The following is a 12,858-nucleotide window of genomic DNA, read 5'->3' as shown; positions in this document are numbered from 1 at the left end:
TGTTTGGGTATTGAACACACCCGTGTTTGGTTCCGGTGTTTTGTTCACCTTTCCAAAATATTACGGGGCGGTGGGTTCCCCACCCCCCCCCACCCCCGTGGGACGGGAGCGCGATCCGCACGCCGGCCCGGCTCCCCGGCACTCATGTACCGGCCGGGCGGCTGCACCCCGCTAACTCCACCCCGTGTCACGGGGACGACGGTGCCACTGGGAGTCCCCTCCGGCGTCCACCGGCGAACCACCGTCACCACCGGGTCCGCCCCGGCTGCCCTCCGCGCTGAACATCCCCCGGCCCCCTGGGTGGTAGCGGCGGGCTCCCCCGCACAGGCGACGATCATAATCGCCAGCGAGTGGAAACCGCACCTCCCGGGTGGCACCGACTGGCGAAAGAAGTCGCCGGACGGGCCTCGTCCCGCCAACGGGCTGACGGACTAGACGCCTTCGTCCGCGCCGAGGTCCGCGGCGAGGCTTCCGCCGAGGTTCCCGCCGCGATCCGCGCCGGGTTCCGCGTCCAGGTCCCAGGCCTGCTGCCGGTAGGCCGCGGCGACGGCGAGCATCCAGGCGATCTCCTCGCGCGGGGTACGCCCCCCGGTGGTGGCCCCGAGGGCCGCGGGCGGAGCGGGGGCCGGGAGGTCGCGGGCCCGGTGGCGGACGGCCGCGCGCAGCCAGCGGGCCTCGACCTGGGCGAGGTCCTCGTCGGCGGCGAGCACCGGCCCGCCCGCTGCGACGGCCGGGGTGTCCTCGCGCAGCACCAGCGCGGCGTCCCGGATCGCGAAGGCCCGGTGGGCGAGGTCGACCGAGCGGTCGCGGACGGTCAGCAGGTCGCGCAGCCGGCTGCTCGGGGTGCCCAGCACCACCTGCGGGACGGCGGCCACCACGTCCGCCCAGAGCGGGTGCAGCCGCCACAGCGCGTACTGGTCGCGCAGGTAGCCGCTCACCGCCCGGACGGGCGGGATGGTGACGCCGAGGACGAGCAGCACCAGCATCAGCGCCGGCAGCAGCTCGCTCAGCGTGTCCTGGAGCGGCACCGGCTTGCCGTCGGCGTCGAACCGGGTCGAGTCCCCGTGGGAGAAGGTGAACCAGTACCGGTACAGGGTGTACGTCAGGCCGGTCGCGCCCGCCGCCGCCAGGCAGGTGACCCCGACCCGCAGCGCCCCGGGCGGGACGGCGGCCCGGTTGGACCAGAACAGCACCATCGTCCGGGCACTGGCCAGCGCGAACACGGTGTTGAACACGTACAGGTAGGCCTTCACCCCGGGGTCGCCGAAGTGGGCGTCGATGCCGAAGGCGCCGTCGGCGTCGTGCGGGAGGGCGAAGACGAACAGCAGGGTCAGCGCGACGCCCGCGACCACCGTGAGCAGCAGCCGGGCACGGGCGGCGCCGGGACGCTCCGGGCGGTGGCGGACCTCCTGGACGTACTCCAGCAGGAAGTACGCCGCGGCGACCCCGGCCAGGTGCTTCAGCAGCTGGGTGACGTCCCGGATCCCGGTGAGCTCGCCCAGCGCACGCTCGATGAACCCCGGCCGGCAGCTGAGCCCGACGGCGATCGCGCCGAAGGCCGCCCACAGCACGCACTTCGCCCGGGTGGTGAAGGCCGAGGGGGCCCGCCAGAGCACGACGCCCCAGATCAGCGAGGGCATCAGCCACGTGAACAGCGGGCGCATCAGGACTTCCTCCACCGGGGTCGGCGAATCGGGTGCAGCAGGCTCGCGGCCAGGCGGTCGGAGGCCGGGCCCGGGTCGGTGGTGGTGCCGACCAGGTCGGCGAGCAGCAGGGCGAGCATCTCGGCCTCCTGCTCGTCGGCGGTGTGGTAGCTCGTCCGGCCCGCGCCCATCAGCTGGGCGATCAGTTCGGGCGTCAGGTCGGGCAGCAGGGCCGTCAGCCGGGAGAGTTCGAGGGTGCCGGTGTGGCCGCACAGGACGTGGCCCAGCTCGTGCAGCTTGATCAGGTCCTGGTGGGCCGGGCTGGTGCGTTCCTCGTAGTAGACGACGTCGATGCTGGGCAGCGCGATCCACAGGCCGCAGGGCAGATCGGGGCCGAGCGCGGGCAGCGGCTCCATGACGATGCGCCGGCCCCGCTCGCGCTCCAGCGCGGCGCGGAAGCCCTCGACGGTGAAGGGGGTGGGCAGGCTCAGGCCGGAGAGTCGCCGCTCGCAGCGGCGGCGCAGGCCACGGGGGAAGGCCAAGGCGAGGGTGTTCCTTCGGAGCGGGGGCGGGGCGGGAGCGGGCCGGGGGGCGACGCTCCCGCTCATCTTCCGTCGGGCGGGCCGGCACTCCGGTCGGCGGCCTCCCGTCCGACGGTGTCGCGGTCGGCGGTGTCGCGGTCGGCGGTGTCCGCGTCGCCGCCGGCGTTCTGTTCCAGCCGGCGGAGGTTGTCGGCGAGCGAGAGCAGCACCCGCAGGCTGCCGTCCGACAGCGCGGAGGCCCGCTTGACCAGGCTGACCACCCCGTCGTTGCCGAGCGCCTGCGTCAACTCGGCGATCCGCTCCAGCTGGTCGAGTTGCTCGTCGACCACGGCGGCCTTGGCGTCGTCCAGGAAGTAGCTCGCGCCGGCGCCGATCCCGAAGCCCCGGCCCAGCCAGTCGAGCGTGTCCACCGTGGGGTTGCAGGCCTGGCCCTTCTGGTTCAGGCCGAGGTGGAGGTTGCGCACGGTGTCGCGGGAGATGACGTCCCGCCCGGCCAGGCGGTTGATCCGGTCGGCGAGTTCGCGGTAGGCGGGCGGGCGTCCGCCGGATCTGATCGCCTCACGGGCCATCAGCCGGTCCACCCGGCGGGCGATGGCCGAGGCGCGCTCCCCCGGCTGCTCGGCCCCACCCGCTGCGTCGCGCGCTGCTGCCTTCACCATCTGCTTCCCCCTCCGCGGCTTCGTCACGATACCGTCGGTGTTCGACCGGACGGTAGCGGAAGGCACCCGGGGCGCGGCCCGCGGCGGCCCGCGACGGTCAGCGGCCGGGGTGGTGGACGAAGCGGTAGGTGTCGCGGTCGAGTTCGGTGACCTGCACGCCGATCGCGGCAGGCACCGCGATGTGCTCCCGCAGCACCTCCAGCACCCGGGCGGTCAGTTCGGTGCGCTGCGCGGCCGTCCGCCCGGCCAGGATCTTCACCTCCGCCAGCACCACGGCCTCACCGCTCGTGCCGTCACCGACGGTGTGGTGCGGGGCCGGGCGGAACAGGGTCTTGCACTCCGGCACGGTGGTGTCGATCACCTCGGTGACGGCCTTGTGCAGGGCGGCGGCCAGGTCGTCCAGACCGGCGCGGTCGAGGGCGAGTTCGGCCGAGTGGTCGACCAGGATCTGCGGCACGGGGTCCTCCGGGGCGGTGCGGGTGGGCAGCGCCTGACCCTACCCCGCCCCCCGGGGCACGGCAGCGGGCCCCGGCCGCTGGAACTCGAGGGTCGGCCGGGGCCCGGAGAGCGATGGACGCGGTCAGCAGCCGAAGTTGATCAGGCGGAAGGTCGCGTAGTGGTCGCCGGTGTAGTAGTCCTCCTGGGAGCGCTGGCCGGTGACGATCCGGCGGGTGCCGCGGGTCGGCGCACCGGGCGTGACCACGGTGTACTCGTGGTAGTAGCCGGACCGCTGGGAGGGCAGCACGCCCTCCTTGTTGGTGAATACCACGCCGTCCTGGCGGTACGGGAACGGCCCGCCCTTGGCGATCAGGTTGAGGGTGGTCCGGGCCTGGGACGGCAGGGCGGACACGCACACCGTGCCGCTCACCGCGGCGTGCGCCTCGGTGGCGACGGCGACGGGCGCCAGGGTGGCCAGGGAGAGGACGGCGACGGCGACGGCACGGGTCTTCCACGCGCGTAGAGTTCGGGTCATGCCCCACAGGATGGCGAGCCCCCGGGCTCGCCGGAAGGCACGTTCGGAGTCTTCATCTCCGGTCAACTCGCCGTACCCGTCGATGACTTGAACCGGCAGGCCAGCCGCCGTGGCAAACCGTGGCAGCCGACGCCGTGGGCAGGGCAGGGCAGGGCAGGGCAGGGCAGGGCAGGGCAGGGCAGGGCAGGGCAGGGCAGGCGGGATCGTGGGCGAGTCGGGCGGGCTCGTCAAGTCCGGTGCCGGCCGACCGGACCGCCGGGCAGAATCGCCCCCATGCGCATCCTGATCGTCACCACCGGCTCCCGCGGGGACGTCGCACCGTTCACCGGCCTGGGCCGACGCCTGGTGGACGCCGGGCACCGGGTCTCGGTGGTCGCCCACCCGACCTTCGCGCCGCTGATCGAGTCCTGTGGCCTGGAGTACCGACCGCTGCCGGGGGATCCCAAGGAGCTGATCCTCGCCAGGGCCCGGGCGACGTCCCCGGAGGAGACCCGGGCGGTGATGACCGCGTTCGTGAACGGGCTCGCCGACGGCGTGGCGGACGCCGTGGCGAGCGGAGCCGACCTGCTGCTCACCGCCTTCGCCCCGTCACCGCTCAGCCTGACGGCGGGAGAGGCCTTCGGCGTGCCCGTCCTCGGCACGTACCTCACGCCCGCCTTCGCCACCGGGGAGTTCCCGCTGCCCGGCCCCGGCAGCGCCGAGGACCTGGGGGCGAAGGGCAATCTCGCCGCCGGCCGGGAGCGGCTCCGCCGCGCGGAGCGGCTGTTCTCGGGCGCCGTGGCCCGGATGCGCGAGCGCCTCGGCCTGCCCGGCACGACCTCCCCGGAACCGCTCGGGCACTCCCGTCCGGTCGTCCACGGCTACAGCCCGCTGCTGGCGCCGCGCCCGGCGGACTGGCCGGCCCAGGTCGAGGTGGCGGGCTTCTGGTGGCCCGCCCGGCCGCTGGACTGGCAGCCCCCGGCCGACCTGGTCGACTTCCTCCAGGCCGGTCCGGCCCCGGTGTTCATCGGTTTCGGCAGCATGGCGCCGGAGGAGGGCGAGCGGCTCGGTGAGCTGGTGACGGCGGCGGTGCGGCGGGCGGGGGTGCGCGCGGTGGTCCAGGCGGGCTGGGCCGGCCTGGCGGCGGTGGGCGACGGCGTCCTCTCCGTCGGCGATCTGCCCCATGACTGGCTGTTCCCCCGCACGGCCGCCGTCGTCCACCACGCCGGAGCCGGCACCACCGGCGCCGCGCTGCGCGCCGGGGTCCCCGCCGTACCGGTGCCCGTGATGGCCGACCAGCCGTTCTGGGCGGCGCGGCTGCACCGGCTGGGAGTCGCCCCGGAGCCGGTGCCGTTCGCGGAACTCACCGCCGAACGCCTCGCCGCCGCGATCACGGCCGCCTCGGCCGAGCCGGTCCGCCGCCGCGCGGCCGACCTCGCCGGGCTCATCGCGGGCGAGGACGGGGCCGGGGCCGTCCTCGCCCACATCGACCGGCTCACCGAGGGCCCTCGCCGCTGAGCCCTGCCGCCCCGGGTCACCGCGGAGCGTCAGCCCCGGGCCGGCGCACAGCGTCAGCCCCGGATCACCGCGGAGCGTCAGCCCCGGGTCAGCACCAGGGACTGCACCGCCGGGAGCTTGCGCCAGTCGCTGGAGACGATGCTGGCGTGCGCCCGGGCCAGCTGCTCGGTGCGGGCGCGGGCCTGGTCGACGGTCGGGTCGGTGGCGCTGATCTGCGGTGCGACCGCCTGGGCGTCGGTCATCACCAGCAGGTAGTGGGAGCGGTCGTACCAGGCGGTGTCGATGCCGTTCAGGTAGGTGGCCGCGTCGCCGTCGAAGACCACGAACCAGGGGCGGATGCCGGCGTCCGCGCCGGTGTACTTGCTCCGCGGGTCGCCGCCCGCCGCACCGTGCACGGCCGGGAACAGCTGGGCCTGGCCGATCCGGCCGGCCGCGGCCAGGTCGCGCAGGTGCCGGCCGTACTCGACGTCGGTGTGCAGGGTGTCGAAGGGGTTGTGCTCCTCGACCGTCCCCGGGATCGCGTAGAGCAGCACCCGCCCGGCGAGCGCGGAGCGGCTCGGCCAGTTGCCCGCCCGCACCGCCTCGTCGACGCTGGCGTAGGTGCCGCCGCCGGGCTTGGCCAGGACGTCGGCCGGGCGCAGCACCGCGTTGCCGAGGTGGGCCGCGATCAGCGCGTCGAGCTGGTCGGGGCCCATGCCGAGGTTCGCGGCGAAGCCGCCCTTCACCTCCAGCTTGACCACCAGCGGCCCGGCTGCCGGGTGGGCGCCGAGCCAGACCCGGACGTCGTCGAGGCAGTGCTCCAGGTTCTTGTTGGTGCCGCCGCCGTAGAGCTGGGCCGGGGTGTCGGCGGCGGTGCAGTTGTTGGAGTTGCCGAGCGGGTTGGAGTGGCTGACCTTCCACTCCTGGGTGACGACGTCGGTCCAGAGGTCGAGTTCGATCATGCCGGTGCCGGTGTCCAGGCTCTGGGCGAGGTACTGGTAGGCGGCCGGGTCGTAGGTGTTGTGCAGGCCGACGGTGGTGGCCGAGCCGAACGGCAGGGCACCGGTGCCGGTGTCGGCGACGGCGAGGGTCGCCGTGGGCAGCAGGGATGCGGCGGTGGCGAGCAGGCCGGCGGCCAGCAGGCCCGCCAGGGTACGGCGTACGGTCATCGGAATCGTCCCCCCGGGGTCGGTCGTGGCGCCCGCCGGTGCGGGCCGCCGGAGGCAGCATCGCCGGACGGGGCGTGCACCTCGTGAAGAAGGCACGACAATAGCGTGACGGTTTCCCCACCCCTGCCCCGGCCTCCCCTTCACTGCCCCGCCCGACGGCACGCCACGCCCCGGTCGTGACGGAGCGTCAGGATTGTCGGACCCGGGCGCTAGCGTGGCCCGCGAGCGGACGGCCGCCGGCCGCCGCGAACAACCCACCGAGCAGTGGAGGCAGCACCATGTCCCTGGTCCGGGTCCACAACTTCTCGATCTCCCTCGACGGCTACGGCACCGGCGAGGGCCAGAGCCTGGAACTCCCCTTCGGCCATGCCACCGACCGGCTGCACCGCTGGTTCTTCGGCACCCGCACCTTCCGCCGGATGCAGGGCAAGGAGGGCGGCAGCACCGGGGTGGACGACGCGATGGCCAGCGCCTGGGGCGACGGCATCGGCGTGGAGATCATGGGCCGCAACAAGTTCGGCCCGCAGCGCGGCCCGTGGGAGAACGAGGACTGGCAGGGCTGGTGGGGGCCGAACCCGCCGTTCCACACCCCGGTCTTCGTGCTCACCCACCACCCGCGCCCCAGCGTGGAGATGGAGGGCGGGACGGTCTTCCACTTCATCGACGCCACCCCCGAGGAGGCGCTGCGGCAGGCCAAGGAGGCGGCCGACGGACAGGACGTGCGGATCGGCGGCGGCCCGAGCACCGTCCGGGCCTTCCTGGAGGCCGACCTGGTCGACCACCTGCACGTGGTCGTGGTGCCGGTCGTGCTCGGGCGGGGCGAGTCGCTCTGGGCCGGGCTGGAGGGGCTGGAGCAGCGCTTCGACACCGAGGCGGTGACCAGCCCGAGTGGGGTCACCCACCTCACCTTCACCCGACCCGGCACCGCGTGACCGCGTGAGATCGCGCGCACCACGTAACCGCAAGGCCGACGGGCGGCCTCCCCGCACCAGCGCGGGGAGGCCGCCCGTCGGCCTTGGGCCGGGTCAGACCCGGTCGGCCGCGATCAGCACGTACTGGAAGGAACCGTCCTTGTAGGACTCGATGAAGGCCTCCTCGATGCCGGTGACCAGCGAGGTGGTGTTCCGCAGCTCCCAGTACGGCAGGGTGTCCGGGGTGAGGTCGATGACGGCCTGGGGCACCAGGCGGTTGTCGGCCATCGCCCGCAGGTACTCGCGGCGGGAGTGGATGTTGCACTCGAAGTGGGCGTTGATCTGCGAGACCCACTTCGACGGCTGGCCGTACTTCGGGTTCCAGCAGCCGGTGATGGTCACGTACCGGCCGCCGACCGCCAGCACCCGGGAGTGCTCGGCGAACAGGTCGTGCAGGTCGACGTACATGCTGGACTCGTTGTTCCAGGAGCCGGCGACCGAGCCGTTCTCCAGCGGCATGTCCAGCATGTTGGCGACCCGGGAGCGGACGAACCCGCCGATGCCCAGCTCGGCGGCGCGCTTGTTGCCGAAGTCGGCCTGCTGGGTGGAGAGGGTCAGGCCCTCGACCCGGCAGCCGAAGCGCTGGTGGGCCATGACCATCGAGCCGCCGCGGCCGCAGCCGGCGTCCAGCAGGGTGTGCCCGGCCTTGATGTCGCCGAGGTTGTCGAGCAGGACGTCGGTCTGGGCGGACTCCAGGCGGTGCAGCTCGGCGATGACCTTCTTCTCGCGCTCGCTGTCCGCCGGGTCGCCGATCGCCGCCTGGTCGATCTCGCCGATGCCGTAGTGGTGGTGGTACAGGCCGTCGACGTCGCCCAGGCGCAGGTTCACCGGGCGGGCCTCGTTGTTCCAGTAGCGCGCGATGTCGCTCTGGTACGGAGTCGCCGGGCCGGGGATGGCGCTGCCGGGGGTGGTGATGTCGTCGGTCAGGGACATGAGGGGTCAACTCCAGGGTTCTTCAGGGATGGTTATCGGAAAACGGGCGACTGCCGACCGGCGCATTACCAGAAGTCAGGCAGGCTGTACCGGTGGGTGTTGGTCTGGTGCCAGTGGTGGTTGCCGTCGAGCCACGCGGCCACCCCGCGCAGGAACCGCACCAGGGTCGGCACCGGGCAGGCGACCGCCAGCGCCGCGGACTCGGCCTCGAAGGCGTGCATCAGCTCGTTGTGGACCTCGACGGCCTTCAGGTAGCCCTCCTGGCGCGAGACGCCCTCGCGCTCGGAGATCACCACCGGCAGGTTCAGATGGAGCCCCGGACCGGCCAGCTCCTTGGTGTACGAGTACAGGTCGTTGACGATCGTGGTGGCGTTGCCGGCCAGCGAGATCACCCGCTGCATGGCCGGCAGCGCGTGCAGCTCGGCGGGCAGCTCGTAGCCGCCGACGGTGTCGGTGATGGTCGGGCAGGGGCGGAAGTTGTTGAACTGGCGCATCGCCAGGTACTCCCACACCTCCGGGACGTGGTCGGATTCGGACCAGGCGGCCTCGGCCAGGTACCCCAGGTGCAGCCGCGCCATGTCGTGCCGGAAGCGGTCCGCCTGGGAGGGCGTGGCGGCCCGGACGAAGTAGTCCATCGCCGAGCGGTACGAGCGCCGGGGCGCGTCCTCGGAGAGCGAGGCCTCCCAGGCCGGGTGGTACTCCGCGGTGGTGTGCAGCGGGTCCAGCGCCGTGTGCGCCAGCAGCAGCCGGCTGCCGAGGCCGATCGGCGAGCCGCCGAGGTCCTCGCAGTAGCAGTCGTCCACCGCGTTCTCGGCGACCATCAGCCGGGCCGCGAGCATCAGATGGTCGACGCTCGGCGCGTCGGGGTGGCAGGCCACCATGTAGCGGCCGGTGGAGAATCCGTCGAAGTCCTTCTCCCACTCCGGCGGGTAGAGCTCGATCTCGTCGATGGCCCAGGCCTTGATCTTGAGGCTGAGCGCCTCCACCCGGACCGGGTCGGGCTCGGCGATCGGGTGGTGGTAGAGGCCCGGGATGGGGTCGCCCAGCTTGGGCTTGCCACCGCTCGGCGCCGCGGCCGGGGCGCCGAAGAGCAGGGCAGGGGCGGACGGCAGCGTCGGAGCCGAGGGCGGCGTGGCGACGGACGGCAGTTGGAGGTCGGGCAGCACGGCCTCCAGCACCGAGGCCGCGGCCGCCACCGCCTCCGCCGCGACGGCCTCGACCAGCGAGGCCTCCACCGTCGGGAGCGCGGCCGTCGGGAGCGCGGCCGTCGGGAGCGCGGCCGTCGGGAGCGCGGCCGTCGGGGCCTCGGGAGCCGCGACATCAGGCGCATGGACCGCGGGCGCCGCCACCTCCACAGCCGGGGCCGGCGGCCTCAACTGCAGCCCGGCGGTGCCCAGTCCGGTGGGTCCGCGGAGGATCCGCTCGATCGCCGGGGAGCTCATGAGCCCACCGCCGGGGCGGGAGCGGGCCGGGGTGGTGTGACCGTTCTGATGCGCTGGGGCATGGAGCCTCCTCTGAGAGGGATCGCATGAGGTGACGGGTCGTCATCCCGCCCGTCGCGATGGGGAACTCCACGCCGCGGGCCCCGTCTCGCTCGCTGACCAACCGTAGGCGCGAAAGCCCGTTCCGGATCGCAACGGACGATCTTCTACACCCGATAGAGTGAACGTTCATGCTGACGGCGTTCGGTCGTACCCCTGTCATGCATCGGTCCGCCCCGCACCTTGGCGCTCCGCACCCGACCCAGCCGCCCCCACCCTCCCCCGCGCCATGTCAACCCGGTGAACTTCGGGCGTGCCCCGGGGTGGCCGACCGCGTTGTGCCGGTTGTGGCGGGGGCTGTTCGAACGCGGATGACCAATCGGCCTTCGCGTGCCACGAGTTGGTCGCCCACACGAACCTCCTGGACGGAACGGCCAGTGGCAGCGATCTCGATGCCGGACTGCTCCATGCCGTGGCCGGCCCGCCTCGATCCCCACCCGGAGACCGCGGGCCCGGAACCTGCTCCGGGCCCGCGAGACCGGGGTGCTCGAAGCCGGCTGGGACGAGGAGTGCTTCACCGCGATGGACTTCGCGCTCGCACGGCGTCCGGCCGGTGTCGGGCCGGTGTCGGGCCGGACGCGTAAGGAGGAGAAGAATGGGCCGGGCGCCGTGCGAGGAACGCGGCCAGGAAGGAAGACCAGCGCATGGAGAGCCAGGCCCGCAGCCGCACCGCCCTCGTCGAGGACCTCATGGAGCGCTTCCCCGACGTGCCCCGGGAGGCGGTGATCAAGGAGGACCTGCTGCGCGGCGGCATGGCCTTCGACGAGTCCGCCCTCAGCGGCAGCACCGGCGCCGACGGGAGCGGCGAGGTCAAGCCGAAGTCGTACTTCATCTTCTCCTTCGACCACCGCACCCTGCCCGAGCTGGGCGCGGCCGCGCTGAACCGGCCGCCGGAGGAGGTGGTGCTGACCGGCGGACCGTACGGGCTGCGCCGCACGGTCGTGTCGGTGCGGGTCAACCCGGACTCGCCGTACCGGGTCGGCGCGGGTGAGGACGGCACGCTCGGCCTCTACCTCGACGGCGCGCGGATCGCCGACGTCGGCCTGCCGCCGATGCCCGACTACTACCGGCACACCCTGGCCAACGGGAAGTCGGTGATGGAGGTCGCCCCGACCATCCAGTGGGGCTACCTGATCTACCTCACGGTGTTCCGGGTCTGCCAGTACTTCGGCGCCAAGGAGGAGTGCCAGTACTGCGACATCAACCACAACTGGCGCCAGCACAAGGCCGCCGGCCGCCCGTACACCGGGGTCAAGCCGGTCGAGGAGGTGCTGGAGGCACTGGAGATCATCGACCGCCACGACACCGCCCGCGCCTCCCGGGCGTACACCCTCACCGGCGGCGCGATCACCTCGCAGGTCGGCGGCCGGGACGAGGCGGACTTCTACGGGCAGTACGCCAAGGCCATCGAGGAGCGCTTCCCCGACCGCTGGATCGGCAAGGTGGTCGCCCAGGCGCTGCCGCGCGACGACGTCCAGCGCTTCCACGACTACGGCGTGAAGATCTACCACCCCAACTTCGAGGTGTGGGACAAGCGGCTGTTCGAGCTCTACTGCCCCGGCAAGGAGCGCTACGTCGGCCGGGACGAGTGGCACCGTCGGATCCTCGACTCCACCGAGGTGTTCGGCGCGGAGAACGTGATCCCCAACTTCGTGGCGGGCGTGGAGATGGCCGAGCCCTTCGGCTTCACCACCGTCGACGAGGCGATCGCCTCCACCCGGGAGGGGCTGCGCTTCTTCATGTCCCACGGCGTGGTGCCGCGCTTCACCACCTGGTGCCCCGAGCCCACCACTCCGCTGGGCAAGGCCAACCCGCAGGGCGCGCCGCTGGAGTACCACATCCGGCTGCTGCGGACCTACCGGGCCACCCTGGAGGAGTTCGGCCTCTCCTCCCCGCCCGGCTACGGGCCGGCCGGGCCCGGCAAGGCGGTGTTCTCGGTCAGCTCCTTCATGGACTCGCTGCCGGGCTGAGCCCGCGCCCAGCGGCGGTGCTCCGTTCCCCCGCCGTCGGCCGGGGAACGGAGCCGGCGGGCCGCTGCCGTCAGTGCTCAGCTCCCGGCATCGGCCGGACGGTGAGGATCTGCTCGGCCCGGCCCACCGGCCCGTGGACGTCGTGCAGCACGGTGCTGGTGACGCCGTGCCCGGCCGGACCGAAGCTGACGCTGGTGTCCAGGCCGGTCCAGCGGCCGCCGGGGCGGCGGTGGAAGTGGATGGTCAGATCGGTGTTGGGGAACATCCAGGCCGTCGGCTGCTCCCGGACGGCGATGCCGTTGGCGGTGTCCACCAGGGCGATGAACGCGGCGTGCGGGCCGGCGGGCTCCCCCGCGACCAGCTCCAGCGGGGTCGACAGCCAGGCGGCGGCCCGGCCGGGAGCGGTGGAGCGGCGGCGGACCTCCACCGAGGCGATGTAGCCGCCGGCCCACTGCTCGCTCATCGGCCAGGGCTCGAACTCCTCCGGCGCGGGCAGCCGTTCGTCGTGGGTGCCGGCCACGGCGGCGGTGTCCTGCTCGGCCAGGTACCAGGCCCGGGCCCGCACCACGGCCCGGCCGGCGATCGAGGCCACCGCCTCCACCAGCTCGATGGTCCGGCCGGGGCGGAGGGTCTCCACCGTGACCTCCAGCTCGTCCAGGGCGATCAGGCCGAGTATGTCGAAGCTGATCCGGGCCAGCGCCAGCCCGTCGGCGGGGCGGTCGGCCGGGTGCTGGTCGGCGCGGTACCGGTCGATCGCATGGGCGATCAACCCGCCCACCGGACTGAAGTGCTGCTCGTCGGGGTGCCAGGCGCCCTGCGCGTGGGCGGTCGGCTTGTAGTGGTGCTCGCCGGTGCGCTGGTAGTAGCTGTCGGGCGCGGCGGTGGGGCTGGTCACGGTGCGCTTCTCCTCGGGCCGGTTCGCGGGTGGTGCCGTACGGCCGCCGGCCTCGGCGTGACCGGCGTCGCGATCACGATCGTAGG

Annotated in this window: 12 protein-coding genes; 3 read left to right on the top strand and 9 right to left on the bottom strand. The window is 73.3% G+C overall.

Annotation, left to right across the window (positions count from 1 at the left end):
• Positions 1-431: 431 nt before the first annotated feature.
• From ACZ3YL_RS27085 to ACZ3YL_RS27065, 5 genes are all read right to left on the bottom strand, one after another.
• Positions 432-1,664, bottom strand: coding sequence for an MAB_1171c family putative transporter (locus ACZ3YL_RS27085; protein ID WP_465660156.1), 1,233 nt, complete (start codon positions 1,662-1,664; stop codon positions 432-434).
• The gene (locus ACZ3YL_RS27080; protein ID WP_188308592.1) at positions 1,664-2,185 is read right to left on the bottom strand and encodes a hypothetical protein; all 522 of its coding nucleotides are present in this window, start codon (positions 2,183-2,185) and stop codon (positions 1,664-1,666) included. Before ACZ3YL_RS27080 ends, ACZ3YL_RS27085 begins: the two co-directional genes overlap by 1 nt.
• A 62-nt stretch (positions 2,186-2,247) precedes the next feature.
• Positions 2,248-2,844 (bottom strand): hypothetical protein, encoded by a 597-nt coding sequence (locus ACZ3YL_RS27075; protein ID WP_465660155.1) that lies wholly within the window; start codon positions 2,842-2,844, stop codon positions 2,248-2,250.
• A 97-nt stretch (positions 2,845-2,941) separates the two neighbouring features.
• Positions 2,942-3,301: a 5-carboxymethyl-2-hydroxymuconate Delta-isomerase gene (locus ACZ3YL_RS27070; protein WP_188308594.1), complete on the bottom strand. Its 360-nt coding sequence runs from the start codon at positions 3,299-3,301 to the stop codon at positions 2,942-2,944.
• A gap of 123 nt (positions 3,302-3,424) precedes the next feature.
• Entirely contained in the window at positions 3,425-3,817 is a 393-nt protein-coding gene (locus tag ACZ3YL_RS27065) for a ribonuclease (protein WP_188308595.1), read from the bottom strand.
• Between the two features lie 273 nt (positions 3,818-4,090).
• On the opposite strand from ACZ3YL_RS27065, the gene ACZ3YL_RS27060 reads away from it, so the two are divergent.
• Positions 4,091-5,314, top strand: coding sequence for a glycosyltransferase (locus ACZ3YL_RS27060; RefSeq protein WP_188308596.1), 1,224 nt, complete (start codon positions 4,091-4,093; stop codon positions 5,312-5,314).
• A 77-nt stretch (positions 5,315-5,391) separates the two neighbouring features.
• On the opposite strand, the gene ACZ3YL_RS27055 is transcribed toward ACZ3YL_RS27060, so the two are convergent.
• Entirely contained in the window at positions 5,392-6,462 is a 1,071-nt protein-coding gene (locus ACZ3YL_RS27055; RefSeq protein WP_465660154.1) for a phosphatidylinositol-specific phospholipase C domain-containing protein, read from the bottom strand.
• Positions 6,463-6,740: 278 nt separating this feature from the next.
• On the opposite strand from ACZ3YL_RS27055, the gene ACZ3YL_RS27050 reads away from it, so the two are divergent.
• Complete coding sequence (locus tag ACZ3YL_RS27050) at positions 6,741-7,394, top strand: dihydrofolate reductase family protein (RefSeq protein ID WP_465660153.1); 654 nt, start codon at positions 6,741-6,743, stop codon at positions 7,392-7,394.
• Between the two features lie 93 nt (positions 7,395-7,487).
• On the opposite strand, the gene ACZ3YL_RS27045 is transcribed toward ACZ3YL_RS27050, so the two are convergent.
• A complete protein-coding gene (locus tag ACZ3YL_RS27045) occupies positions 7,488-8,366 on the bottom strand; it encodes a geranyl diphosphate 2-C-methyltransferase (protein WP_188308599.1) in 879 nt (292 codons plus the stop codon).
• Positions 8,367-8,431: 65 nt separating this feature from the next.
• Positions 8,432-9,808, bottom strand: coding sequence for a family 2 encapsulin nanocompartment cargo protein terpene cyclase (locus tag ACZ3YL_RS27040; RefSeq protein ID WP_465660152.1), 1,377 nt, complete (start codon positions 9,806-9,808; stop codon positions 8,432-8,434).
• A 743-nt stretch (positions 9,809-10,551) separates the two neighbouring features.
• Between ACZ3YL_RS27040 and ACZ3YL_RS27035 the strand changes: the two genes are divergently transcribed.
• Entirely contained in the window at positions 10,552-11,877 is a 1,326-nt protein-coding gene (locus tag ACZ3YL_RS27035; RefSeq protein WP_465660151.1) for a radical SAM protein, read from the top strand.
• Positions 11,878-11,947: 70 nt separating this feature from the next.
• On the opposite strand, the gene ACZ3YL_RS27030 is transcribed toward ACZ3YL_RS27035, so the two are convergent.
• Positions 11,948-12,772: a thioesterase family protein gene (locus ACZ3YL_RS27030; protein ID WP_465660150.1), complete on the bottom strand. Its 825-nt coding sequence runs from the start codon at positions 12,770-12,772 to the stop codon at positions 11,948-11,950.
• Positions 12,773-12,858: the final 86 nt, after the last annotated feature.

The organism is Kitasatospora sp. NPDC023176 (genome assembly GCF_055560495.1).
Note: the sequence above shows the minus strand (reverse complement) of the source record. Positions and strands in the feature narration are given on the sequence as shown.

What these genes read in the sequence shown, in the direction of transcription:
- ACZ3YL_RS27075 (WP_465660155.1), bottom strand. Translation starts at nt 2,844, where the DNA reads ATGGTGAAGGCAGCAGCGCGCGACGCAGCGGGTGGGGCCGAGCAGCCG.
- ACZ3YL_RS27085 (WP_465660156.1), bottom strand. Translation starts at nt 1,664, where the DNA reads ATGCGCCCGCTGTTCACGTGGCTGATGCCCTCGCTGATCTGGGGCGTC.
- ACZ3YL_RS27045 (WP_188308599.1), bottom strand. Translation starts at nt 8,366, where the DNA reads ATGTCCCTGACCGACGACATCACCACCCCCGGCAGCGCCATCCCCGGC.
- ACZ3YL_RS27055 (WP_465660154.1), bottom strand. Translation starts at nt 6,462, where the DNA reads ATGACCGTACGCCGTACCCTGGCGGGCCTGCTGGCCGCCGGCCTGCTC.
- ACZ3YL_RS27040 (WP_465660152.1), bottom strand. Translation starts at nt 9,808, where the DNA reads ATGAGCTCCCCGGCGATCGAGCGGATCCTCCGCGGACCCACCGGACTG.
- ACZ3YL_RS27065 (WP_188308595.1), bottom strand. Translation starts at nt 3,817, where the DNA reads ATGACCCGAACTCTACGCGCGTGGAAGACCCGTGCCGTCGCCGTCGCC.
- ACZ3YL_RS27035 (WP_465660151.1), top strand. Translation starts at nt 10,552, where the DNA reads ATGGAGAGCCAGGCCCGCAGCCGCACCGCCCTCGTCGAGGACCTCATG.
- ACZ3YL_RS27050 (WP_465660153.1), top strand. Translation starts at nt 6,741, where the DNA reads ATGTCCCTGGTCCGGGTCCACAACTTCTCGATCTCCCTCGACGGCTAC.
- ACZ3YL_RS27060 (WP_188308596.1), top strand. Translation starts at nt 4,091, where the DNA reads ATGCGCATCCTGATCGTCACCACCGGCTCCCGCGGGGACGTCGCACCG.